The sequence below is a fragment of the Levilactobacillus zymae genome, from assembly GCF_032190635.1.
GTDB lineage: Bacteria > Bacillota > Bacilli > Lactobacillales > Lactobacillaceae > Levilactobacillus > Levilactobacillus zymae_A.
Window position 1 is genome coordinate 1,004,479 of the sequence record NZ_JAVLAS010000001.1, and the last position, 25,838, is coordinate 1,030,316.

A 25,838-nucleotide genomic window follows, 5' to 3' on the forward strand; every position below is an offset into this window, starting at 1 on the left:
ATTAAAGTAGCCGTAAATGTTCGGACTATTAGGGTTTTTATAGCCGTTTGGCAATTGAAAACGATTTAGCCTGCGTTAACTGGGGAGAAGAGTTTCATCTTGGCGGTGTTAGTGTTAAAATGTAGGTTGATTTATTGCAAAAGAATGGGTAACTTAAAATAGATTAATTAAACGAAGTACTGAAGGGAATTCTCACATGGCAAACATTTTAAAGAAATGGGTCGAAAGCGATCGACGAACTTTGCGACGCCTCAGTAAATTAGCGGATAAGGTTGGCGCTTACGCTGATGAATATTCAAAGCTCTCAGACGAAGATCTGAAGGCTAAAACGCCTGAATTTAAGAAGCGTTATCAAGCCGGCGAAACCTTGGACGATTTACTGCCCGAAGCTTTTGCCGCTTGTCGTGAAGGGGCACGCCGGGTCTTAGGCTTGTACCCATTCCATGTTCAAATCATGGGGGGAATTGTGCTTCACGAAGGGAATATCGCGGAAATGAAGACCGGTGAAGGGAAGACCTTGACCGCCACCATGCCCGTGTATTTAAACGCCATTGCCGGTAAAGGGGTCCACGTGGTTACGGTTAACGAATACCTGTCCGCGCGGGATGCCACCGAAATGGGGGAACTTTACAATTGGATGGGCTTGACGGTGGGATTGAACTCTGCCGAAAAGTCGCCCGATGAAAAGCGTGAAGCCTACAATGCGGATATCACTTACTCCACCAACGGGGAAATCGGGTTCGATTACCTGCGGGATAACATGGTGGTTTATAAGGAAGACATGGTTCAACGGCCGTTAAACTTCGCCATTGTCGACGAAGTGGACTCCATCTTAATCGATGAGGCCCGGACGCCATTGATCATTTCCGGTCAATCCGAAGGCACGAGCCAACTCTATAAACGGGTGGACCGTTTTGCGAAGACCTTACACGAAAAAGAAGACTTTAAGATCGACCTGGAATCCAAGACCGTTTCGTTAACCGATACGGGGATTGAAAAGGCCGAAAAATACTTTAATCTGAAGAATTTGTACGATACGGATAACACGGCCTTAACCCACCATATGGACCAAGCCTTACGGGCAAACTTCATCATGTTACGGGATAAGGACTACGTGGTTCAAGACGGCGAAGTCTTGATCGTCGATTCCTTTACTGGGCGGGTGATGGAAGGCCGGCGCTACTCTGACGGGTTGCACCAGGCCATCGAAGCCAAGGAAGGCGTCGAGATTCAAGAAGAAACCAAGACCATGGCCAACATCACGTACCAAAACTTGTTCCGGATGTACGCCAAGTTAGCCGGGATGACGGGGACGGCTAAGACCGAAGCCGAAGAATTCCGGGAAATCTATAACATGGAAGTCATTTCTGTGCCGACCAACAAACCGGTGGTGCGGATTGACCATCCCGACGTCTTGTACCCGACGCTCCAGTCGAAGTTCGATGCCGTTGTTCGGGAAATCAAGGATCTTCACGAAAAAGGTCAACCGATGCTAATCGGGACCGTGGCCGTGGAAACGTCCGAATACCTGTCGCAACGGTTGGATGACGAAAACATCCCGCACGTGGTCTTGAACGCCAAGAACCACGCGAAGGAAGCCGACATCATTCAAAATGCGGGTCAACGGGGCGCCGTGACGATCGCCACCAACATGGCCGGACGGGGGACCGATATCAAGTTGGGACCCGGTGTGGTTGAGCTCGGTGGGTTAGCCGTGATTGGGACTGAACGTCACGAATCGCGGCGGATTGATAACCAGCTGCGGGGCCGTTCTGGCCGGCAGGGGGACCCTGGTATGACGCAGTTCTACCTCTCCTTGGAAGATGACTTGATGCGGCGGTTTGGTTCCGATCGGGTCAAAGACTTCTTGCAACGGATGAACGTGGATGGTGAAGACGCCGTGATTCGGAGTCGGATGATCACCAAACAGGTTGAGTCCGCACAGAAGCGGGTTGAAGGGAATAACTATGATTCCCGGAAGAACGTTTTGCAATACGATGATGTGATGCGTCAACAACGGGACGTCATCTATGGTGAACGTAACCAGGTCATTCAAGAAGACAAGTCGCTGAAGTGGGTCTTGATGCCAATGATCAAGCGGACCGTTACCCGGGTGGTTAGTTTACACACCCAGGGGGACCAAGCCGATTGGGATTTGGATACCTTACTGGACTTTGGGATTTCAGCCATGGTGTCGCCTGATCAGATCAGCTTGGCTGACTTGAAGGACAAGAAGGCGGATGAGATTGTGGCTTACTTCATGACCTTGGCCGACAAGGTTTACGAAGAAAAGTCCAAGCAACTGTACGATCCGGCTCAGATGCTGGAATTCGAAAAAGTGGTCTTACTCCGGGTGGTGGATTCTCACTGGACGGACCACATTGATGCCATGGATCAATTACGGCAATCCATTGGGTTGCGGGGTTACGGTCAATTGAACCCGTTGGTGGAATACCAACAGGACGGGTTCCGGATGTTCGAAGAAATGATTTCCGACATCGAATACGACGCGACCCGGTTGTTCATGAAGTCTGAAATTCGTCAAAATATTACGCGGTAGACGTCAATGATGCCGTTCAAGCGAGGCTGGAATTTTTCCAACCTCGTTTTGTTATGTCCGGCGTAATTGATGGTACACTGGATTGGGAACCATCAAAATAACTTTTAAAGGAGCCAACAAAATGGAATTAACGGATGCGAAACACGCCATTCAAACCATGCACGAGCAACTTGCCGGCTTTAGGGGGTCGCTTTGACTTTGATGCCCTAAATGAAAGCATCAGTGTCAACGAGGGCCAGATGGCCGAACCGGGTTTTTGGGACGATCCCCAAAAGGCCCAAAAGTTAATCGATGAGACGAACGACATGAAGAAAAAGGTCGATGAGTTTCAACACCTCTCCAATCAGGTTGATGACCTGGACGTGGCCGTTGAGTTGCTGAGTGAAGAACCAGATCCGGAGATGCAAGCCGACTTCGAGCGTAGCTTTACTCAAGCCCAAGAAGCCCTCCGGCAGTACCGGCTAAACCTGTTACTGAACCAGAAATACGATCATAATAATGCCATTCTAGAAATTCATCCGGGGGCCGGGGGCACCGAATCCCAAGATTGGGGTTCAATGTTGATGCGGATGTACACGCGTTGGGCCGAGCAGCACGACTTTAAAGTCACCGTCCTAGATTATCAAGCGGGTGAAGTTGCTGGTTTAGGGAGTGCCACGATGCTGATTGCCGGACGCAACGCTTACGGGTACCTGCGTTCCGAAAAGGGGGTTCACCGGTTGGTCCGGATCTCGCCGTTTGATTCGGCGGGGCGGCGCCATACGTCATTTGCGTCCGTGGACGTTTTGCCCGAATTGGATGACTCGGTCGACGTGGAAATCAATCCGGCCGACTTGAAGGTCGACGTCTACCGGGCGTCGGGGGCCGGGGGCCAGCACGTTAACAAAACCTCGTCCGCCGTTCGGATTACCCACTTACCGACGGGAATCGTCACGCAAAGCCAGGCACAACGGTCACAGTTGCAAAACCGGCAAACGGCGCTGGCAATGCTGCGGGCTAAGTTGTACGAGTTAGAAGAAGAGAAAAAGGCTAAGGAAAAGGCTGCTCTGGAAGGTGTACAGTTAGACATTGGTTGGGGATCGCAGATTCGCTCGTACGTTTTCCACCCGTACACCATGGTTAAGGATCACCGGACTAACTACGAAACCTCACAGGGGCAAGCCGTGATGGATGGGGATCTCGATCCGTTCATCGACGCCTACCTGCAATGGCAATTGAGCCAAAAGAACCCAGACTAACTGGGTAAACGGTAGCCGATGTTGATGGGGGTTCGTGAGCGAGAGCCTGGTTCAAAGCTGGGTAGCCGCATTCGGCGGGCACTCGGTTTTGAGTGGGCCGAAAATATCTTTGAAAACAAATCGAAATCACAACTAATGATTGACCGGGTAACGCGAATGACGTGTTACCCGTTTTTGTTTAATGCTATACTGAAATCAGCTATTTTTAGAAAGGTGTCGATTTCATGCGGACATTGTTCGTTTTGGGCAGTTTCTTTTTGCAGCCCCTCTTGTGGTTAGCCATTCTGCGTTCGTGGTTGACCAGTCGTGCGCGAATCAAACGCGAACGGCATGACTTCAGTAGCGCGGTGGATAGTGACCATTACGAGTTACGCCACATGCTGACCCAGGGACTGATGTTGGGCGTTGGCCTGTCGGTGTTAAACCTGATTGTGGGAGCCAGCTTACCATTAGTTTGGGTCCTGAGCTATGAAGCCTTGGCGTTCCTCTCGCTGGTGATCTTTCCCACGACACTATTGCCAGTGACCCTACTGGTGGTGAGCACGTTGGTGGCCACGTACGGGGATCACTGGCTGCCTAAGGGGAATCTAACGGAACTGGGTCTCAGCTGGGGGTCAGTTCCCGCTAGTAGTTTCGCTTGGTTATTAGTCGTGGCCTTTTTAGGCTTAGGGCATTGGATTGCCCATTACGGCGGCCGGTTCGCTAGTCCCCGGATTTACGCTAAGCAGCGGGGCAAACGCATTGCCGGTTATCCCTGGCGTGAATTGCTGGTAATCCCCCTGGTAACGTTAATTCCCGGTGATTGGTTTAATAGTTCGTGGCGGTTTTGGCCACTGCTGACGCTACACGGGCACTCGTTTGCCGTGATCATCTTACCCTTGCTGTTGGGGGTTCGGTTCACGGTCTTTCGGGAAAAACCACGGGTGGTTTATCAGCGCTTAGCCCACCATATCTTAGTTTTGGCCGGTTTAGCCTTGCTGAGTGTGGGGTGGTTACTCTGGCGGCCGCAGGATCTTGCCGTGGTTGTCATCGTCTTGTTGGTTTGTTACGGGGGTTGTTTATGGCGAGCCAAACGCTATGACCAACGGCAGTCCTTTTGGTATTCTCAAGTAGATGACGGGGTGCGGGTCCTGGCAATTCGGCCGGGAACACCGGCGGTCAAGTTAAACTTAGCGGCGGGGGACATTATTTTGGAATGTAACCACCAAGCGGTTAACAGTGAAACCGCCTTTTACGAAGCGCTATTACTTAATCCAACGTATTGTCATTTGCGGGTGCGAAACATGGCAGGTGATTTGAAAGTAACGGAAACGGCCATTTATTCCGGGGCACCACATGAAATCGGGATAGTTCTATTCAGAGATCAGGAGGGGTAAATCATGAGTAGAGTGCTAGTCGTGGATGATGAACCAGCGATTGTGACGTTGTTACAGTATAATCTGGAGCAAGCGGATTATCAGGTTGTCACGGCCATTGACGGGGAACAGGCCTTAAAGCTGGCAGAACATGAACAATTTGACGTGATTTTGTTAGATCTGATGCTGCCGAAGTTGGATGGCGTCGAGGTGACGAAGCGCCTGCGGCAAGAAAAAATTAAGACGCCCATCATCATGATTACGGCTAAGACCAGTGAATTTGACACCGTGGTTGGCTTGGAATTGGGTGCCGATGATTATATTACTAAACCGTTCAGTCCACGAGAGGTGCTGGCGCGGATGAAGGCCGTCATGCGGCGGTATCACGATGATGCAACGCCACAAACGGCCGTGGACAACGGCCACGTCATTCACATCGCTGGGCTCAGTATCGATCAGGACAAGTTCCGGGTTAAGCGGGGGCAACAAACCATTGACCTCACCCCCAAGGAGTTCGAACTGCTTTTATTCTTTGCCAAGCGCCCGGGCAAGGTCTGGAGCCGCGAGCAGTTACTCGAAGGCGTCTGGGGCTTTGACTATAGCGGTCAGACACGGATGGTCGATATCCACGTGTCCCATTTAAGAGAAAAAATCGAAGCGGATCCCAAGCATCCCCAACTCCTAAAGACGGTTCGGGGGTTCGGTTACACCTTTGAGGCGCCCCATGAGTAAGCAAATGTTGGGAGTAAGCGGGGTGGCTCTTTTGATCATTAACACGCTATTAGTGTGGTGTTTACGCCCCGATAGCTTGGGCATCGCCATCGGGATTGGGTGGTCGTTCGCCGTGATTGAGTGGGGCGGCTTATTGCTCTACCAGCGGTGGGCCCAGCAGCGCATTTCAATTCTGACCCGTAAGGTTGAAAAAATGCGGCACGCGGAGGCCCCGGCGCACGTGTTATTGTCCCCCCACGATCCGTTTTATCAACTGGCCCTCCAGATCAACTATCTGCAAACTCATCAACGGAAACTTCGACGGAAGATGGCGGGGCAAAATCAGGAGTTTGCGACCCTGCTTGACTACCTCCCGGTGGGGGTCATGGTAATTGACCGGTACCGAAAGGTTGAGTTGGCTAATCCGGCCATGGAACAGTTCTTGCAACAGCAAGTGTCGCCGCGGCGGCACCCGTTCACGCAGGACGTGCAGCAATTCGAACTGGCCAGTCTGATTAACACAGCGCTTAACGAGCGGCAGATCCAACACCAGGTTCTGAAACTACCGGGAACTCCCAACGAACGCACCGTTGACGTGCAAGTGGTCTACACGGCGACCTCCCAAGACTTCTTTCAGGTGCTCGTTTTGCTCTACGACGTCACCGAGGTCTACGCGGTTGAACAGATGCAGTTGGACTTCGTGTCGAACGCTTCGCATGAACTTAAGACGCCGGTGACGGCGATTGCGGGTTTTGCCAAGACGTTGCTCGCGGGGGCGAAGGATGATCCAGATAAGCTGGTTGAGTTCTTGAAGATTATTGATCAGCAAAGCGACCGGCTGGTGGAATTGATTAACGACGTGTTGACCATCTCCCACATCGAGTCCGGGAACGCCGTTGAGATTAATCAGGTACCGGTGGGGCAGCAGTTGGCGGCACAGGTCCATTTGTTAGAGCCCCTAGCGGCGGTCAATCAGGTGACTTTACAAAACCAGGTGCCGGTTGATTTTGTCGCGGCAACCGACCAACGCAAGCTCGATCAGATTGTCAAAAATGTGTTGAGTAACGCCATCAAATACAACCGACCGCAGGGAACCGTGACGCTGAGTACCGCCACCACGCCGACCACTTGGTCGTTGACCGTGGCCGATACCGGAATCGGCATTTCGCAACAGGATCAACTACGCGTCTTTGAACGCTTCTACCGGGCCGACGTTTCCCACTCGAATCAACGGGTGAGTGGCAGTGGGTTAGGGTTGGCCATCGTGCGTGAACTGGTGAAGGCGTTGAATGGTAAGCTGGCTTTGCAAAGTGAACTAGGAAGCGGGACGACCGTCACGTTGACCTTTCCCCGAGCAACACCAACGACCGCGGATTCAGCATCGACGGGGCCGGCAGACTAACCGGTTAAAATAAAACAAATCATAAAGTCGATGAGTCGGATCGGCTTTTTTTGGTGTCGGCACCTTTTTGAGGGACATTTACACAACCTTTACAATACGACTACATGATATTTACAATGACCCGCTATACTGACACTTGAGAGAACCGGCGGTGGCCACACCGGTCGGTATAGGAGGGACAACGGGATGACAAAACGACGATGGTTACAGGGCTTACTCCTCATGATTTTAGTAGCCCTGGGAATCTTTGCGTACCAGACCCGCCAGGTGAGTCATGCGGGCGGATCAATCACGGCAGTGGGCTCCACGGCTTTACAGCCTTTGGTTGAAGCGGCCGGTGAACAATACACGGCCGACCACCTGGGCACGTTTATCAACGTGCAAGGCGGGGGAACCGGGACCGGGCTGAGCCAGATTCAAGAAGGCGCCGTCCAAATCGGGGATTCCGATTTATTTGCGGCTGAACAAAAGGGCATCCGGGCTAAGGGCCTGGTCGACCACCGGGTTGCGGTGGTGGGCATTACGCCGATCGTCAACCGTAAGAATGGCATTACGCACTTAACAACCAAACAATTAACGGCCGTCTTTACTGGTCAAGCCACCAACTGGAAACAGGTCGGCGGCAAGGACCTGCCCATCGTGTTGATTAACCGGGCTCAAGGAAGTGGGACGCGGGCAACCTTTGAACAATTTGGGATTGCCGGCCACCAAGCCAAGACTGCCCAGGAACAAGATTCGTCGGGGATGGTTCGACAAATCGTGCAGACCACTCCCGGAGCCATCAGTTACGTGGCCTTTTCCTATGTAACCAAGGCGGTTCAGGCCGTTAGCTTGAACGGCGTAGCGCCCACTGAAGCCAACGTGGTCACTAACCGCTGGAAGATCTGGTCGTACGAACATCTGTATACCAAGGGCCAGCCTACGGGACTGACCAAAGACTTCATCGCCTACGTGCAATCTCCCACGATTCAGAAAACGCTGGTGCGTCAATTAGGTTACCTGTCGCCCAGCCAGATGCACGTAGAACGTGACGTTAACGGCCAAGTGACGCCGATTGGAGGGACCCGCTCATGACCAAATCACCTGAACAATTGGAACAAGAACTGAAACGCCGTTCCAAGGCGGCCAAGCTAGAAATCTGGGGCCGGGTGGTCAGTTTTTCGGCTCTCATTTTGATTGTGGCCGTCGTGGTGGCCATTATCGGATTCGTGGCCTCTAAGGGGATCGCCACGTTTACCACTAACCACGTCAATCTTTGGGACTTTTTAAGTGGTAAAAATTGGAATCCTAGTCTGACGGACGCGCACGGCAAACCCGAGGTGGGGGCGCTGTCGATGATCGTCGGGTCATTTCTGATTACGATCCTATCGGCTATCGTGGCCACGCCGTTTGCAATTGGCACGGCGGTCTTCATGAACGAGATCTCGCCTAACCGGGGCGCCAAGATCTTACAACCCGTCACCGAACTGCTGGTGGGGATTCCTTCCGTCGTTTACGGGTTCATCGGCTTGAGCGTGGTCGTGCCATTTACCCGTTCGGTCTTTGGCGGTAGCGGGTTCGGGATTTTATCCGGGACCTGTGTGTTGTTCGTGATGATCTTACCGACGGTGACGTCGATGAGTGCCGACGCCTTACGCGCCGTACCCCGGTACTACCGGGAAGCATCGTTAGCCCTCGGTGCCACGCAATGGCAGACCATCTACAAGGTGGTCTTACGAGCGGCCACGCCAGGATTGATGACGGCGGTGGTCTTCGGGATGGCGCGGGCCTTTGGTGAAGCTTTGGCGGTTCAAATGGTTATCGGGAACGCGGCGCTGATGCCGCATTCGCTGGTCGATCCGGCGGCGACGTTAACGTCGGTCTTGACCACCGGGATCGGGAATACCGTGATGGGCTCGCTGCAAAACAATGCCCTGTGGTCCTTGGCCCTAGTTTTACTGCTGATGTCATTGGTCTTCAACTTGATTATCCGGTTAATTGGTCGAAAGGGGCGTCTCCAATAATATGAATTCCAAAGTTCAAAATAAAATTGCGATTGGCGTGCTCTACGGCATTGCCGGGCTGGTGGTTCTGATCTTGCTGGCCCTGGTGGGATACATTCTGGTGAGTGGCTTACCGAAAGTCAGCTGGCACTTCTTGACCACGCCCGCGAAGGCCTTCTTAAAGGGCGGGGGAATTGGCGTCCAACTCTTTAACTCGTTTTACCTCTTGATTTTAGCCATGCTCATCTCGTTTCCCATCGCGTTGGGTGCGGCCATTTACCTGTACGAATATGCTAAGGACAATTGGGTCACCAACTTGGTTCGGACGGCGATTGAAATTCTGAGTTCGCTGCCTTCCGTGGTGGTGGGACTGTTTGGTTTCCTGTTCTTCGTGGTGAAGTTGCGCTTAGGGTTCTCAATTCTGTCCGGGGCCTTTGCATTAACCTTCTTCAACTTACCCTTGCTGACGAGAAGTGTTGAAGATTCCCTGCACACCATCGACGACAAGCAGCGCGAAGGGGGCCTAGCGTTAGGCCTCTCGCGATGGGAAACCGTGACGCGGGTGATCTTACCCGCCGCAGTTCCCAGTATCCTGACCGGGGTGATTCTAAGTGCCGGGCGGGTCTTTGGGGAAGCCGCCGCGTTGATTTACACGGCCGGTCAAAGTGCCCCCGCGTTAAACTTCATGGACTGGAATCCCTTTAACATCTCCAGTCCGTTAAACCCGATGCGCCCTGCCGAAACGCTGGCGGTCCACATCTGGAAGATTAATTCAGAAGGCATTATGCCGGATGCTAAGGCGATTTCGTCCGGTTCATCCGCGGTCTTGGTGATCGCGATTCTGCTCTTCAACTTGGCCGCCCGGTATCTGGGAAAGCGGCTGTACAAGCGGCTCACGTCGGCTTAAGGAGGAACGCCTATGTTTATGAGTAGTGATATTGCCAAGCCGAACGCCATGGCGGAGCGGCACATCGTCCAACCGACCGATCCGCAGCACCCCATTGTGTTGTCGACGGAAGGCCTACACGTTTTTTACGGTGAGAAGGAGGCCATCTACGAAGGTGACCTGCAGTTTGCCCGTAACCAGATTACGGCGTTAATTGGGGCTTCAGGGTCCGGTAAATCCACTTTCTTGCGGTCGCTAAATCGGATGAATGACCGGATTGCCACCGTTAAGGGCCGGATCATGTATCGGGGCGTGGACATCAACCAACCCGATATCGACGTTTACGAGATGCGCCGGCGAATCGGCATGGTGTTTCAACGACCGAATCCCTTTGCGAAGTCGATCTACGATAATATTGCGTTCGCCTTGCGCTTGCGGGGCGTAACGGCTAAAAATAAATTAGATGAGATTGTGGAAACCTCGTTGCGTCAAGCGGCGCTGTGGGACCAAGTCAAAGACGAACTGGACAAGAGTGCTTTAGCCTTGTCCGGGGGTCAAGCGCAACGGCTGTGTATTGCCCGCGCAATCGCCGTTAAACCCGACGTGTTGCTGTTGGACGAACCCGCTAGTGCCCTAGATCCCGTATCAACCGGTCAACTGGAAGATACGTTGTTGAAGCTAAAGCAGCACTACACGATCATTATCGTGACGCACAACATGCAACAGGCCGCGCGGATCAGTGAATATACGGCGTTCTTTAATCAAGGACGGGTGTTGGAATACGATACCACCAGCCACATCTTCACGAATCCGCAGGTCCAGGTCACGAGTGATTATGTTTCGGGGAACTTTGGTTAGCGAGGAGCGAGGAAGAATGAGTAAGGAAATTTTAACGACCCAGGACTTACACCTGTACTACGGGAATAAGGAAGCTCTTAAGGGTATTAATTTGAACTTCGATGAGAAGGGGATTACGGCGTTAATTGGGCCGTCTGGCTGTGGGAAGTCGACCTACTTGCGGACACTGAACCGGATGAACGACTTGATTCCGGGCGTCACCATCACGGGAACCGTGCAGTTCAAAGGGGAAGACCTGTACGCACCCAACGCCGATACGGTTCAGATTCGTAAGGAAATTGGGATGGTGTTCCAACAACCCAACCCGTTTCCGTTTTCCATCTACGATAACGTGATCTACGGGTTGCGCATTGCGGGGGAACGCGATAAGGAAAAACTCGATGCCGTGGTTGAGAAGTCCTTGCGGCAAGCCGCCGTCTGGGATGAAGTCAAAGACCACTTGCACGAAAGCGCGTTGGCCTTGTCCGGGGGACAACAACAACGGGTCTGCATCGCGCGGGTTCTGGCCGTGTCACCGGAGATTATCCTGCTGGACGAACCGACCAGTGCCTTGGACCCGGTCTCCAGTAGCCAAATTGAAGCGACCCTCTTGAATTTGCGTCACGATTATACGATTATTACAGTAACCCACAACCTCCAGCAGGCCTCGCGGATTGCCGATCGGACGGCCTTCTTTATGAACGGCGAACTGGTGGAAGTGGATCAAACGAAGAATATTTTCATGAACCCAGCCAAGAAACAAACGGAAGACTACATTAGTGGTCGGTTCGGATAATAGGAGGTAGACCGATGCGCCGGTTATTTGATGACGAATTAGCAGAATTGGATGCAGACTTTACGGAAATGGGGATGCTGGTCAGCGAGGTGATCCAGAAGTCAGTGAACGCGTTTATTGAACGCGACGCCACTACGGCTCAGTCGATCATCGACCATGATCACGACATCAACGAACGAGAAATTGCGTTAGAGAAGAAGACGTTCGAAATGATTGCGCTGTACCAACCGGTGACGACCGATCTACGCGAAATCGTGACGATCTTAAAGGCCGTTTCTGATTTGGAACGCGCCGGGGACCACGCCCGTAACATTGCCCATTCGACCATTAAGATGGGTGAAAAGCAGAAGGTGCCGGCACTGGAGCAGCTGATGGCTGAGATGGGTCAGATGACTACCAAGATGGTGCAGGACGTATTGGCGGCCTATGTGAATAAGGACGACCACGAAGCCCGGTCGTTAGCCGACGTAGACCGGCAACTCGATCACCTGAATCATCAGGTCCGGAACCTGAGCTACCGCGCAATGAGCCAGGACGCAACCTTCGAAACGGGGGCGTCGATTTACTTAAACGTGGCACAGGACTTGAGTCGGATTGGCGATTACGTGACCAACGTGTGTGAATGGATCATTTACCTGCGGTCCGGCAAGATCGTGGAACTGAACTCGGCTAGCGAAGGCACGGAAAACTAGACTAGAAGAGAGACCGGCCGGAGTGATCGAGGTGAGTCTGGGACAGAAGCCCCAGGCTCTTCAGTGTCTCCGAATATTTAGTGTCGAAACGTGCGCCAAAAGGCAGCCGGTTCCGCTTAACCCCGTAAAGTCGCCAGCCAACCCAAATTCAGGATTGTCCGGCTTACGACGTTCATGCTCACCAGCTAATCGCCTTTTGTCCCACTCTCATAATTCTTACCGAAATTTGAAGATTTTACCTAGCGGCCACTGAAAACTTGCTTTCAGTGGCCGCTTTCGTTATTCTTTTCCCAATAGGACAAGTTGCAAAAGCTGTGTCGGGCTGGTAAGTGTAACGATTATCGCGGACTTAAGCCCCGCGGTGCATGCCGGGAGAGTTAACGAGGCTGTAAACCCACCCTGCCTTTAGGTTATCAACGACCAGCTTTAGCTTAATTAACTTGTGACACACAAATGATAAGGAGGCCATGACAATGGCAGCAAAGAAAAAACTCGTGCGTTCCCGGACCAACCGCTTAGTCGGCGGGGTCTTGGGGGGAATCGCCGATTACTTCGGCTGGAATGCCAACCTATTGCGATTGATCTACGTGATTGTGACGATTTCCATTCCGTTCATGCACGTGGTGTTGGGCCTATTGGTCTACGTGATTTTAATGACGTTTATTCCGTTGGACGACTCGCACCCCACCGGCTCCAGCTTCAGCGACCTGTTTGGCTTTGGTCGCGGGGGGCAGCAAACTAATCCGAAAGCCGACCGAAAAGTCATTCACGACGTCACGGAACACGACGTTCATCGTAAGGACGGTGAGTAAATGCGGTTTTGGACCCGAATTTTAGTCAATGCCTTAATTTTTCTCGCGTTAGCCGGTTTCTTCCAGAGCTCCTTGGCCGGGAGTTACCAGCACGCGTTCTACGTTTCTGGCGTGGGAATTGCGTTGTTGGCTAGCCTAGTGCTGGCCGTGTTAAACGCGGTGGTCAAGCCCATTTTGTTCGTACTATCGCTACCCATTACGATCTTGACGTTGGGGTTGTTTAGCGTGGTGCTTAACGCCATCATGCTGGAACTGACGGCTTGGTTCGTCGGGAGTAACTTCGCCTTTGCGTCCTTTGGGGTGACCCTGATCGTGGCCATCGTGATGTCGTTATTTAACGCTATCATCAGCGATCACTTTGCCCGGGGGTAGTTCACCAGCGCCCAGTTGTTTGGGCTAATCGGTTAAGTAAGCGCTATCTTTAGGCGGTTAATGATTATTAAAGCGGCCGCGGTAACGAATTGAATTTGATAGGAGAAGCCCCGCTAAAGTGCTAAAATTAGGGTATGTTTTATGAGACGATGTAGTTAGGAGGAACATGCATGCCAGAAAGCGTTACAGTCGCCGACCTGGTCAAGGTTAATCGATTAGATGTTTATTCCGGCCAGGACGACCTGGACCGGCAGATTACGACCAGCGATATTTCGCGTCCCGGGTTGGAATTGACGGGATACTTTAATTATTATCCGGCCAAACGAATTCAATTACTGGGAATTACGGAAACCTCGTTCGCCAAGGGGATGAGTCACCAACAATTATTAGACGTGATGCAGAAGATGTGTCAACCGGAAACCCCGGCGTTCGTGATCTCGACGCAACTTGATCCGCCGGAAGAATTGCAGCAGGCTGCAGCAGAAGCCCATATTCCAATCTTAGGAACCAAGCTCACCACGTCGCGGGTCTTGAGTAACATGACCAACTTCTTGGAAGGCAAACTTGCCGAACGGCAATCCGTACACGGGGTGCTGGTCGATATCTACGGGGTTGGGGTCATGATTACCGGTGATTCTGGCGTTGGTAAGAGTGAAACCGCCTTGGAACTGGTCAAACGGGGCCACCGGCTGATTGCTGACGACCGAGTGGAAGTCTACCAGCAAGACGAACAGACCTTGGTCGGTGCCGCTCCCGCCATCTTGAGTCACCTGCTAGAAATTCGAGGAATTGGGATTATCGACGTGATGAACCTCTTCGGTGCCGGGGCCGTGCGGAGTGAAACCGATATTGATTTAATCGTGCACCTGGAACTTTGGCACGACGATAACCACTTCGATCGGTTGGGGAACAACACTGAAAGTCAGAAGTTCTTTGACGTTGAAGTGCCCAAGATTACCATTCCGGTTAAGACTGGGCGAAACTTAGCCATTATCATCGAAGCCGCGGCTATGAACTTCCGGGCTCGGTCGATGGGTTACGACGCGACGAAGGTCTTCGATGAAAATCTGAACCGCTTAATCAAACAAAATTCCCAAAAGAATGGAGGAACGCAATGACGGTGACACCATTTTTAGCGGCGCTGAATCCGATTGCGATGCACCTAGGGCCCCTTCAGGTCCACTGGTACGGCGTGATTATTGCTTCCGGGGTGATTCTAGCGGTCCTCTTAGCCGTGCGCGAAGGACGGCGGCGGGGCATTAATCCCGACGATATCTATGATATGATTCTGTGGGCGTTACCGGCGGCTTTGATTGCCGCCCGCCTGTACTACGTGATCTTTCAGTGGCCGTACTACAGTCAGCATCCCGGGGAGATTATCGCCATCTGGGATGGTGGTATTGCCATTTACGGCTCGCTGATTGGGGCCGGGCTGGTGGTGTACTTCTTCTGTCGGTCGCGATTCATTCCCGTATGGTTGATGCTTGACGTGGCCGCGCCAACCGTGATTTTAGGGCAAGCTATCGGTCGGTGGGGCAATTTCATGAACCAGGAAGCCTTCGGGCGCATTACCAGTTTGTCGTTTCTGCAGGGACTACACCTGCCACACTTCATTATTGAGCAGATGTTCATTAATGGGGCTTACCGGCAGCCAACCTTCTTGTACGAATCAACCTGGGATCTCCTGGGATTCGTGGTCCTGATGAGCTTGCGGCATTACCCACAGCTCTTCAAGCAGGGGGAAGTCTTCCTAGGCTACGTCATGTGGTATTCGTTGGGCCGGTTCTTTATCGAAGGAATGCGGACCGACAGCTTAATGTTGGGTAACGTGATTCGGGTATCGCAACTCTTATCCGTGATTTTGTTTGTGGGCGCCGCTGTGATTTGGATTTATCGCCGGCGTCAGACGACGCCACCGACGGACTACCTGGCGGGTAACCCGTTCCGTGAACGAACCAAACTTTCTAATTAAGGAGAATCTAGACTATGTCAGAGAAAATTGCCGTACTGGGTGCCGGTTCTTGGGGCTCCATCTTAGCGAACGTCTTAGATGAAAATGGGCATGATGTGCGTTTATGGTCCTACAATCCTAAGCAAGTCGAGGAATTAAATACGCAACACACCAACAGCCACTATATTAAGAACTTTACGTTTCCGAAATCCCTAGTCGCTTACGCGGATATGGCGAGTGCCATTGACGGCGTGGATGCGATCCTGTTTGTAGTGCCGACCAAGGCCGTGCGGTCCGTGGCCCATGAAGTAGCCGGTATTTTAGCCGCTAAGCACTTGCAGCCGGAATTGATCCATGCCAGCAAAGGGATTGAGCAGAAGACTTACAAGCGCATTTCACAAATCTTAGAAGAAGAGATTCCGGCCGCTAACCGGAAATCCGTGACGGTCTTGTCGGGACCCAGTCACGCCGAGGACGTGGCCCGTCACGACATTACCTTGATCACGGCGGCTAGTGCCAATCCCGAAGCCGCTAAGCACACGCAACAACGGTTCATGACGCCGTACTTCCGGGTCTACACGAATTCTGACGTGATTGGCGTGGAAATTGGTGCGGCATTGAAGAACATCATTGCGTTGGGTGCCGGTGCTTTGCACGGGTTAGGTTACGGGGATAACGCTAAAGCAGCGTTGATGACCCGGGGCTTGGCCGAAATTTCACGGTTAGGGACGTCCTTTGGGGCGGACCCGATGACCTTTATCGGGTTGTCCGGTGTCGGTGACGTGATTGTTACGGCCACTAGTACCAACTCGCGAAACTGGCGGGCCGGCGACGAATTAGGCCGTGGTGAAAAGCTCGATGACGTGATCAGCCATATGGGGATGGTGATCGAAGGTCTGGCAACGACTAAGGCCGCCTACGAGTTATCACAAAAGCGGGGCGTTTCGATGCCCATCACGGAAGCCATTTACCAGGTTCTCTACCAAGGTAAGGACATTAAAACGGCGATTTCCGAACTGATGCAACGTGAGGGTCGGTCCGAGTTTTAGCCATTACTGCGTCATAGATTTGAGGAGGGTTTTAGTTCTTATGAGAAAAGTCAGAAAAGCCATTATCCCGGCGGCGGGTCTCGGGACCCGTTTCTTACCAGCAACCAAGGCGTTAGCCAAGGAAATGCTGCCGATTGTGGATAAGCCAACCATTCAGTTCATCGTCGAAGAAGCCCGTAAATCCGGCATCGAAGACATCGTGGTCGTGGATGGGAAGTCGAAGCGTTCCATCGAAGACCACTTCGATTCCAATCCTGAATTGGAAGCTAACCTAGAAGCTAAGCACAAGGAAAAGATGCTCAAGCAGGTCCAAGAGACCACGGGCATGAACCTGTACTTTATTCGGCAGCCGTATCCCCGGGGATTAGGCGACGCCGTGTTGACGGCCAAAGCCTTTATTGGGGATGAGCCCTTCGTGGTGATGTTGGGTGATGACATGACGGATAGTAAGGTGCCCCTGACCAAGCAACTGATTGATCGATATAACCAGACGGGGGCCTCCACGTTGGCTGTGATGCGGGTTCCCCACAAGGACACGGCCAAGTACGGGGTGATTAACCCGTCCGAGGAAACCATGCCGGGACTGTACAACGTTACGAATTTCGTGGAAAAGCCGCAACCGGATGAAGCCCCGAGTGATTTGGCCATCATTGGCCGGTACCTCTTTACACCGGAAATCTTTGAGGCTCTGGAAAACACACCGATCGGGTTAGGTAATGAGCTGCAATTGACCGACGCCATCGATAACTTGAACAAAACTCAACGCGTCTTTGCCCACGAATATAAAGGTAAGCGTTATGACGTCGGCAATAAGTTCGGTTGGTTGCAAACCAACATCGAATACGGGTTGCAACATCCCGAAACTAAGGCGCAATTACGGCAATACATCAAGGATCTAGGCAAGCGCTTGGATGCCGAAGATCAACCGAAGTCAAAATAGGTGACAAACTTACTTTTTCCTAGTAAAGTAATGGTCAAGCAAATCAGGATGAAGGGGAGTTGTTAACTTGAAGAATTACGATGTAATTGTCATCGGTGCCGGACCCGGTGGGATGACCGGCGCGCTATACGCTTCGCGGGCCAACCTGTCCGTGTTGATGCTCGACCGGGGAATCTACGGTGGGCAGATGAATAACACCGCTGCGATTGAAAACTATCCCGGTTTTAAGTCCGTCTTAGGACCCGACTTAGCCAAGGACATGTACGACGGCGCAACTCAGTTTGGCGCAGAATTCGCCTATGGGAGCGTTGAAAGTATTGAAGATCACGGTGATCACAAGGTCGTCAAGACCGATGATGGTGATTATGCCGCTAAGGCCGTGTTGATTGCGACCGGGTCCGAGTACAAGAAACTCGGGGTTCCCGGTGAAGACGAATACGGTGGCCGTGGGGTTTCGTACTGCGCGGTCTGCGACGGGGCGTTCTTCAAGAACCGTGAAGTCGTGGTTGTCGGTGGTGGCGACTCAGCCGTTGAAGAAGGCCTTTACTTGGCCGGAATCGCGTCTAAGGTGACCATCGTTGTGCGGCGCGACCAATTACGGGCCCAGAAGATTTTGCAGGACCGGGCGTTTGCGAACGAGAAGATTGAATTCGTTTGGAACACTAACGTCACGGAAATCCAAGGCGATAAGATGAAGGTTACCGGGGTGGCGACGCACAATAACCAGACCGGTGAAGCTGGACACATCGCTGCGAACGGGGTCTTCATTTACGTGGGGACTTTACCGATGACCGATGCCTTCAAGGGCTTAGGGATTACCAACGACGCCGGTTGGATTTTGACCGACGATCACATGGCTACGGCCGTTCCGGGCGTGTTTGCCATTGGGGATGTGCGGCAAAAGGATTTGCGGCAGATTACCACGGCAGTCGGAGAAGGTGGCACGGCGGGACAAGCCGCGTTCGCTTACCTGGAAACGCTCAAGTCCCAGGCAGCAGCACAAGATTAAACGAGTTAAACGATGCAACGGAGGCGGCCGACTGGACGTCTCCGTTTTTTGGTAGGCCAAGCACTTAATGGTGACGGTGAGCCAGGAGAAATTGGCCGGGAAAAGCCAACCTATTTCAAAATTTAACTCACTGAACTTTTGCAATCCAGGCGGACATCGCCTAGGATAGAATTATGACGTTGGGTGGGGATTTTCCCACCCCAGAGGAGTTGAGTGCAATGGGCATGAATCAATTTTTACAGAGTCTTAGTGATCTCGAGACTATCAACCGGGCACCGGGCTATTTCAAGTTCGAGCAACATTCCGTGGCGGCACATTCGTTTAAGGTGGCTGAGGTGGCCCAGTTCTTGGGCGACGTTGAGGAACAAGCCGGCCACACGGTTAATTGGCGTTCGTTATACGAAAAGGCGTTGAACCATGACTACACCGAGCGGTTTATTGGCGACATCAAAACACCGGTCAAATATGCCACGCCCGAACTGCGCAAGATGCTGGCCGACGTGGAAGAATCGCTGACGGCTAACTTTATTCATAACGAAATTCCTCAGCAATTTCAGGCCGCCTACGCTCGGCGTTTGGGTGAAGGCAAGGATGACACCCTAGAGGGGCAAATTCTCTCCGTGGCCGACAAGGTTGATCTGCTATATGAATCCTTCGGTGAAATTCAAAAGGGCAATCCGGAACCGGTCTATACGGATATTTACCGCGAAAGTCTGGCGACGATTCTTAAGTTTAAGCAGATGGCCTGCGTTCAGTACTTCTTAAAGGAAGTCTTACCCGAACTTCTGGCGACGGATTTCAGTGATCGCCAAAAATTAGAAGCATTGACCAACGAATTATTAGACCAAACGGAGGATTAAGACATGGAATTAGCAACGGTTTGGAACCAGCGGTTGACTGACGCTACGGTGCGCGCCTTGACCCATGCCGATGATGAGCTGATTTACCAGTTTCAGGCACAACACCCGGATTACTTTGAACACTTTCAGGATCACCCAGTGACCCGTCAGGAAGCAATTCAGGATATCGATGACGTGCCACTCAATGCGACGGCCGATCAGAAAACCTACCTCGGTGTTTTTGAAAATGATCAATTAGTCTTGATTGTTGACTTGATCATCGATTATCCCCTTCCCAGCTTGGTCTGGCTAGGTTTGTGGCTACCGGCCAAGTCCTTGAGTGGGCAACGTCAGGGCGAACTGTACCAGAGTTTGGTGCAAACCTTGCGGGCCGCCGACGCCGTGCAGCTCCAATTAAGTGTTTTTATGGGGGACCGGCAAGCGCCAGCCTTCTGGGATGCTCAGGGGTTGACGAAGGTGCAGACCACCACGGTGGTGCGGGGTGAACGCACGGCCAATGTGACCATTTATCAGCATAAGTTTGACCAAACAGCAAACTAGCGAAAGTATGTTCGGTGTGGTAAACTATTTGAACGTGATGGGAAGCGAAGGTTTCCCATTTTTTTCGCTGAAAACTATTTTTTGACGGGTAAGGAGGGACCATGCCATGATCGATCGACAGACTGATCGGAAGTTTGATCTGGTTTCGGATTATCAACCAACGGGGGACCAACCCCAAGCCATCAAGGCGTTAACCCAGGGGTTAGAGGACCACGAGAAGGCCCAGATTCTACTAGGGGCCACCGGGACGGGGAAGACCTTCACCATCTCGAACGTGATTAAGAACGTCAATAAACCGACGTTGGTGTTGTCACACAACAAAACGTTGGCGGGCCAGTTGTACGGGGAATTCAAGCAGTTCTTTCCCCACAACGCGGTCGAATATTTTGTGAGTTACTATGATTATTACCAACCCGAAGCCTACGTGCCATCTAGTGACACCTACATCGAAAAGGACTCCTCGATTAACGACGAGATCGATAAGTTACGGCATTCGGCCACGAGTTCGTTGCTGGAACGTAACGACGTGATTGTGGTGGCCTCCGTGTCCTCCATCTTTGGATTAGGGGACCCCACGGAATACAAGAACCACGTGGTTTCGTTACGGGTCGGCCAAGAGATCGAACGAGACGCGTTACTCCGGAAATTAGTCAACATTCAATTTGAACGCAACGATTACGACTTTCAACGGGGCCGTTTCCGGGTCCACGGTGACGTGGTCGAAATCTTCCCGGCTTCTCGGGATGAACGGGCCTTACGGGTCGAATTCTTCGGCGACGAGATTGACCGGATCCGGGAGGTCGACGCGCTGACCGGTGAAATTGTGGGCGACAGAAAACACGTCGCCATCTTCCCGGCGACCCACTTCATGACCAACGACGACATCATGGCGACGGCCACGGCCGGTATTGAGGGCGAGTTGAAAGACCGCTTAGCCGAGCTAGAGGGTCAAGGCAAGTTGCTGGAAGCCCAACGTTTGAAGCAACGGACCACCTATGACGTCGAAATGATGCGGGAAATGGGCTACACCAGCGGAATCGAAAACTATTCGCGCTGGATGGATGGCCGTAAAGCCGGCGAACCGCCGTACACGTTACTGGACTTCTTCCCCAAGGATTTCCTATTAGTGGTCGACGAATCACACGTCACCATGCCACAGGTTCGGGGGATGTATAACGGGGACCAAGCCCGCAAGCAACAGTTGGTGGACTACGGGTTCCGGTTGCCCAGTGCGCTGGATAACCGACCGTTAAAACTCAGTGAAATTGAACAACACGTTAACCAAGTGATTTACATGTCGGCCACGCCCGGTCCTTATGAAGAGGCCCAGACCAACCACGTGGTTCAACAGATCATTCGGCCGACCGGCTTGCTCGACCCGACCATTGAAGTTCGACCCATCATGGGGCAAATGGATGATTTGGTGGGTGAAATCAACCAACGCATCGACGCTAACGAACGGACGTTCATTACCACGTTAACCAAGAAGATGGCCGAAGACTTGACCGATTACCTCAAGGATTTGGGGATCAAGGTGGCCTACCTGCACTCCGACATCAAGACGTTGGAGCGGACCCAGATCATGCGGGACCTGCGTTTAGGTAAGTACGACGTGTTGGTCGGGATTAACCTGTTGCGGGAAGGAATTGATATCCCCGAAGTCTCGTTGGTGGCGATCTTGGATGCCGACAAGGAAGGCTTCCTGCGTAACGAACGGTCGTTGATTCAAACCATCGGTCGGGCGGCCCGGAACTCGCACGGGGCGGTCATCATGTACGCCGACAGCGTGACCGAATCTATGCAGTCCGCCATCGACGAAACGGCGCGGCGGCGGAAGATTCAGATGGCCTATAACGAAAAGCACGGCATTACGCCCAAGACGATTATTAAGCCAATTCGTGACCTGATTGCGGTCACCAAGAAGAGCGACGATAGCGGGGAAAGCGACGACTTCGTGGCCAATGATTTTGAAGACATGGACAAGGACGACCAGGAAAAGCTGATTGCCCGCCTGGAAGACGAGATGCGTGCGGCGGCCAAGAAATTGGACTTCGAGCAAGCGGCGTCGTTACGGGATACCATCATGGACATGAAGACGGAGATTGGCGACTAGTGATAAGGAGTTAGGCGAACTTGAACAACGATAAAATTGTGATTCACGGCGCGCGCGCCCATAACTTAAAAAATATTGACGTGACGATTCCTAAGAACAAGCTGGTGGTCATTAGTGGCCTCTCCGGTTCCGGGAAGAGTTCGTTGGCCTTCGATACGCTGTACGCGGAAGGTCAACGCCGGTACGTCGAAAGTCTCTCGTCCTACGCCCGGCAATTTCTGGGCCAGATGGATAAGCCCGACGTCGACTCGATTGACGGGTTAAGCCCGGCAATTTCCATCGACCAAAAGACCACCTCGAAGAACCCACGGTCGACCGTGGGAACCGTGACCGAAATTAACGACTACCTCCGGCTTCTGTGGGCCCGGGTGGGGACGCCGATTTGTCCTAACGACGGCACCAAGATCACCAGCCAGAGTGTGGAACAGATGGTTGATCAGGTCCTAGCACTGCCCGAACGGACCAAGTTACAGGTCCTATCGCCCATCGTGCGCGACAAAAAGGGCCAACATAAACAAATTTTTGAAAAAATTCGGCGCGAAGGCTTCGTACGCGTCCGGGTTGATGGGGAGACCCAAGACCTCGACGATGTGCCGGAATTAAACAAGAACCAGCGGCACAACATTGCCATCGTGATCGACCGGATCGTGGTCAAGAAGGGAATTCGTTCCCGGCTGTTCGATTCGTTTGAAGCCGCCTTACGGCTGAGTGGGGGCTACGCCATTGCTGATTTGATCGACGGCGACCCCATGGTGTTCTCGGAACACTACGCTTGCCCGGTCTGTGGGTTTACGGTCGGTGAACTCGAACCACGGCTGTTTTCCTTTAACGCGCCGTTCGGGGCCTGTCCCGACTGTGACGGGCTAGGGGTCAAGCTAGAAGTCGATCTCGACCTGGTGGTACCCGACAAGACTAAGACGTTAAAAGAAGGGGCTCTAGAACCCTGGAACCCAATCAGTTCGCAGTACTATCCGGCCTTGCTGGAACAAGCCTGTGCGGCCTTTGGCGTGGACATGGATACGCCGTTTAAGGACCTATCGAAGACGGACCAGGCCTTGGTGCTGTACGGCTCACAAGGTAAGGAGTTCCATTTCCACTACGAAAACGACTTCGGGGGCGTGCGGGACGTTGACGTGGCCTTTGAAGGAGTCGTGCCGAACATCAATCGGCGCTACCACGAAACCAACAGTGACTTTACCCGCGACGTGATGCGCAAGTACATGACTGAACTGACCTGTCACACCTGTCACGGTTACCGGCTGAACGAGAAGGCCCTGAGTGTCAAAATTAACGGTCAGCACATCGGGCAGGTCTCCGATTTACCCGTTGACAAGGAACTGCACTTCTTCATGGACCTGAGCTTTGGCGAACAGGATGCCGTCATCGCCCAACCGATCTTAAAGGAAATCCGGGACCGGCTGACCTTCCTGCGTAACGTGGGCTTGGATTACCTGACGTTGAGTCGTTCGGCGCGGACCCTATCCGGTGGGGAAGCCCAGCGGATTCGGTTGGCCACGCAGATTGGCTCGAACCTGTCCGGGGTGCTGTACATCTTGGATGAACCGTCAATTGGGTTACACCAGCGGGACAACGACCGGTTGATTGCCTCACTCAAACAGATGCGTGATCTGGGGAACACTTTGATCGTGGTCGAACACGACGAGGACACCATGCGGGCCGCCGACTACATCGTCGACATTGGCCCGGGGGCCGGAGAAAACGGCGGGCGCGTAATGGCCGCCGGGACACCGAAACAGGTGATGCGGTCACGGAAGTCGTTGACCGGCCAATACCTCTCCGGCAAGAAGTACATTCCCGTGCCGCTCGAACGGCGGACCGGTAACGGCAAGTCGATTCGGTTGACCGGCGCCGCGGAAAACAACCTGAAGGACATCACCGTCGACTTTCCGTTAGGCGAGTTCGTGGTGGTGACCGGGGTTTCCGGTTCCGGGAAGTCCACGTTGGTCAACACGATTTTGAAACGGGCCTTGGCGCAGAAGTTGAACCATAACTCCGAAAAACCCGGGAAATACAAGAGTATCGCGGGCGTGAAGAACATCGAACGACTGGTGGACATCGATCAAAGCCCGATTGGGCGGACGCCGCGGAGTAACCCGGCCACCTATACCGGGGTCTTCGACGACATTCGGACGTTGTTTGCTCAGACCAACGACGCGAAGTTACGGGGCTACCAGAAGGGCCGCTTTAGTTTCAACACTAAGGGGGGCCGCTGTGAGGCCTGCCACGGGGACGGAATTTTGAAGATCGAAATGAACTTCTTGCCCGACGTCTACGTGCCGTGTGAAGTCTGCCACGGGACGCGGTACAACTCAGAAACCCTGGAAGTCGAATATAAAGGGAAGAATATCGCCGATGTCTTGGACATGACGGTCAGTGAAGCCCTGAAGTTCTTCGACGCTATTCCCAAGATTACCCGTAAACTGCAAACCATTCAGGACGTTGGTTTAGGGTACGTCAAGTTGGGCCAACCCGCCACGACTCTATCTGGTGGGGAAGCGCAACGGATGAAGTTGGCTTCCGAACTGCACAAGCAGCAGAACGGGAAGAACTTTTACATCTTGGACGAACCCACGACCGGCTTGCACACCGACGACATCAAACGGTTGTTGGAGGTCCTGCACCGCTTGGTCGATAAAGGCAACACGGTGCTGGTCATTGAGCACAACCTGGACGTCATTAAGACGGCGGATCATCTGATCGACTTGGGTCCCGAGGGTGGGGATGCCGGTGGAAACGTGGTCGCCACGGGAACGCCGGAGGAACTGGCCGAGGTTACCAACAGCTACACGGGTCAGTACCTCAAGCCCGTCTTAGAACGTGACCGCAAACGGACCGAAGAAGACCAGCCAACGGCGAAGCAGTAAGGGAAACTTGGCAGCAGGTTAGTCCCATGTTATGAAATTGTTAGAAAGGCGCTCATTCCTAGTGTGAATAGGGGTGAGCGCCTTTAGCGTTGCTCCTTAACTTGTGGGAAATTTAGAAAACCAGTACAATGAATAAAACCAGTCACACACGACTGAACTTGTGAGAGGGAGTGTCACAGCATGTTTAATATGAACCGAACCCGGTGGGGCTTTGATTGGGGCGAATTCATTCTCGGTATTTTGTTTATCGTTGCCGCGTATGGGTTGTTCCGTTCACCTAAGATTGGGTTAACGGGCCTAGCCATTATCTTTGCGGTCATGGCGCTTTTGAGTGGCTTGACCACGATTGCGGGCTACCGGAAATTGCACGAGGTCACGGGGATTCACGCGAACTTTGCGCTGGTCTTCGGGATCTTGGATATCTTGATTGCGGTGGTGTTCTTCTTCGATATGAACAGTGCCATCGTCACCTTGGGTTACTTGTTTGCCCTGTGGTTTATCTTTGATTCGATTGAACGGCTGATTGTGGGGAGCCATCTGCGGCGTTTCGGCGGCGGGTTCTTCTGGGTATCGATGGTGTTAGACGTCTTGACGTTAATCATTGGGATTATGTTATTTATTAATCCCGTGGTTGCGGCCCTCTCGCTCAACACGTTGATTGCGGTGTTCTTCGCGGTCTTCGGGGTGAACGCAATCTGGATCGCCATTGCGCGGAGTCGTCAGTAAATTTACGAAGTAAGGTCTGGCCCGGGTGCCGGGCCTTTTTTGGTACCCGGGCCAGTTTGAACGCTAAAACCGGTGGATTCTGGCAAATATTAGAAAAGACACGCCCGGTGTGCTATACTGCA

At 52.7% G+C, this 25,838-nt stretch carries 23 protein-coding genes; all 23 read left to right on the forward strand.

The features are described from left to right. Window positions 1-196 precede the first annotated feature (196 nt). The 23 genes from secA (at window position 197) to RI501_RS04635 (ending at window position 25,716) form a co-directional block, all read left to right on the forward strand. Complete coding sequence (gene secA, locus RI501_RS04525; protein ID WP_313820546.1) at window positions 197-2,560, forward strand: preprotein translocase subunit SecA; 2,364 nt, start codon at window positions 197-199, stop codon at window positions 2,558-2,560. A gap of 121 nt (window positions 2,561-2,681) precedes the next feature. Next, a protein-coding gene (gene prfB, locus RI501_RS04530; RefSeq protein WP_313820547.1) for a peptide chain release factor 2 occupies window positions 2,682-3,798 on the forward strand; the annotation gives its coding sequence in 2 pieces (ribosomal slippage) (window positions 2,682-2,753 and window positions 2,755-3,798; 1,116 coding nt in all). Between the two features lie 224 nt (window positions 3,799-4,022). Then, window positions 4,023-5,174: a PDZ domain-containing protein gene (locus tag RI501_RS04535; protein ID WP_313820548.1), complete on the forward strand. Its 1,152-nt coding sequence runs from the start codon at window positions 4,023-4,025 to the stop codon at window positions 5,172-5,174. A gap of 3 nt (window positions 5,175-5,177) precedes the next feature. Beyond that, window positions 5,178-5,885 (forward strand): response regulator transcription factor, encoded by a 708-nt coding sequence (locus RI501_RS04540; RefSeq protein WP_313820549.1) that lies wholly within the window; start codon window positions 5,178-5,180, stop codon window positions 5,883-5,885. Beyond that, a complete protein-coding gene (locus RI501_RS04545) occupies window positions 5,878-7,266 on the forward strand; it encodes a sensor histidine kinase (protein ID WP_313820550.1) in 1,389 nt (462 codons plus the stop codon). Before RI501_RS04540 ends, RI501_RS04545 begins: the two co-directional genes overlap by 8 nt. A gap of 186 nt (window positions 7,267-7,452) precedes the next feature. Continuing rightward, complete coding sequence (locus RI501_RS04550; protein WP_396442508.1) at window positions 7,453-8,340, forward strand: phosphate ABC transporter substrate-binding protein; 888 nt, start codon at window positions 7,453-7,455, stop codon at window positions 8,338-8,340. Beyond that, entirely contained in the window at window positions 8,337-9,269 is a 933-nt protein-coding gene (pstC, locus tag RI501_RS04555) for a phosphate ABC transporter permease subunit PstC (protein ID WP_313820551.1), read from the forward strand. Before RI501_RS04550 ends, pstC begins: the two co-directional genes overlap by 4 nt. A 1-nt stretch (window position 9,270) precedes the next feature. After that, window positions 9,271-10,155 (forward strand): phosphate ABC transporter permease PstA, encoded by an 885-nt coding sequence (pstA, locus tag RI501_RS04560; protein WP_313820552.1) that lies wholly within the window; start codon window positions 9,271-9,273, stop codon window positions 10,153-10,155. Window positions 10,156-10,203: 48 nt separating this feature from the next. Then, window positions 10,204-10,992, forward strand: coding sequence for a phosphate ABC transporter ATP-binding protein PstB (pstB, locus tag RI501_RS04565; protein WP_313823138.1), 789 nt, complete (start codon window positions 10,204-10,206; stop codon window positions 10,990-10,992). 16 nt (window positions 10,993-11,008) lie between these two features. After that, the gene (gene pstB, locus RI501_RS04570) at window positions 11,009-11,767 is read left to right on the forward strand and encodes a phosphate ABC transporter ATP-binding protein PstB (protein ID WP_313820553.1); all 759 of its coding nucleotides are present in this window, start codon (window positions 11,009-11,011) and stop codon (window positions 11,765-11,767) included. A 14-nt stretch (window positions 11,768-11,781) separates the two neighbouring features. Continuing rightward, the gene (gene phoU, locus RI501_RS04575) at window positions 11,782-12,459 is read left to right on the forward strand and encodes a phosphate signaling complex protein PhoU (RefSeq protein ID WP_313820554.1); all 678 of its coding nucleotides are present in this window, start codon (window positions 11,782-11,784) and stop codon (window positions 12,457-12,459) included. A gap of 473 nt (window positions 12,460-12,932) precedes the next feature. Continuing rightward, the gene (locus tag RI501_RS04580) at window positions 12,933-13,271 is read left to right on the forward strand and encodes a PspC domain-containing protein (protein ID WP_313820555.1); all 339 of its coding nucleotides are present in this window, start codon (window positions 12,933-12,935) and stop codon (window positions 13,269-13,271) included. Next, window positions 13,272-13,643: a phage holin family protein gene (locus RI501_RS04585; protein ID WP_313820556.1), complete on the forward strand. Its 372-nt coding sequence runs from the start codon at window positions 13,272-13,274 to the stop codon at window positions 13,641-13,643. Window positions 13,644-13,813: 170 nt separating this feature from the next. Next, window positions 13,814-14,761, forward strand: coding sequence for an HPr(Ser) kinase/phosphatase (gene hprK / locus RI501_RS04590; protein ID WP_313820557.1), 948 nt, complete (start codon window positions 13,814-13,816; stop codon window positions 14,759-14,761). Between the two features lie 2 nt (window positions 14,762-14,763). Continuing rightward, on the forward strand, window positions 14,764-15,615 hold the full coding sequence (lgt, locus tag RI501_RS04595) for a prolipoprotein diacylglyceryl transferase (RefSeq protein WP_396442531.1): 852 nt from the start codon (window positions 14,764-14,766) through the stop codon (window positions 15,613-15,615). Window positions 15,616-15,629: 14 nt separating this feature from the next. Beyond that, the gene (locus tag RI501_RS04600) at window positions 15,630-16,643 is read left to right on the forward strand and encodes an NAD(P)H-dependent glycerol-3-phosphate dehydrogenase (RefSeq protein ID WP_313820559.1); all 1,014 of its coding nucleotides are present in this window, start codon (window positions 15,630-15,632) and stop codon (window positions 16,641-16,643) included. 40 nt (window positions 16,644-16,683) lie between these two features. Further along, complete coding sequence (gene galU, locus RI501_RS04605; RefSeq protein WP_313820560.1) at window positions 16,684-17,583, forward strand: UTP--glucose-1-phosphate uridylyltransferase GalU; 900 nt, start codon at window positions 16,684-16,686, stop codon at window positions 17,581-17,583. Between the two features lie 67 nt (window positions 17,584-17,650). Further along, window positions 17,651-18,592, forward strand: a complete 942-nt coding sequence (gene trxB / locus RI501_RS04610) for a thioredoxin-disulfide reductase (protein ID WP_313820561.1) — start codon at window positions 17,651-17,653, stop codon at window positions 18,590-18,592. A 218-nt stretch (window positions 18,593-18,810) separates the two neighbouring features. Then, complete coding sequence (locus RI501_RS04615; protein WP_313820562.1) at window positions 18,811-19,452, forward strand: HD domain-containing protein; 642 nt, start codon at window positions 18,811-18,813, stop codon at window positions 19,450-19,452. A gap of 3 nt (window positions 19,453-19,455) precedes the next feature. After that, entirely contained in the window at window positions 19,456-19,992 is a 537-nt protein-coding gene (locus tag RI501_RS04620; RefSeq protein ID WP_313820563.1) for an acetyltransferase, read from the forward strand. Window positions 19,993-20,098: 106 nt separating this feature from the next. Next, window positions 20,099-22,105: an excinuclease ABC subunit UvrB gene (gene uvrB, locus RI501_RS04625; protein WP_313820564.1), complete on the forward strand. Its 2,007-nt coding sequence runs from the start codon at window positions 20,099-20,101 to the stop codon at window positions 22,103-22,105. Between the two features lie 20 nt (window positions 22,106-22,125). Further along, window positions 22,126-24,990: an excinuclease ABC subunit UvrA gene (gene uvrA / locus RI501_RS04630; protein WP_313820565.1), complete on the forward strand. Its 2,865-nt coding sequence runs from the start codon at window positions 22,126-22,128 to the stop codon at window positions 24,988-24,990. Window positions 24,991-25,170: 180 nt separating this feature from the next. Continuing rightward, window positions 25,171-25,716 (forward strand): HdeD family acid-resistance protein, encoded by a 546-nt coding sequence (locus RI501_RS04635; protein WP_313820566.1) that lies wholly within the window; start codon window positions 25,171-25,173, stop codon window positions 25,714-25,716. The last annotated feature ends 122 nt before the right edge of the window (window positions 25,717-25,838 follow it).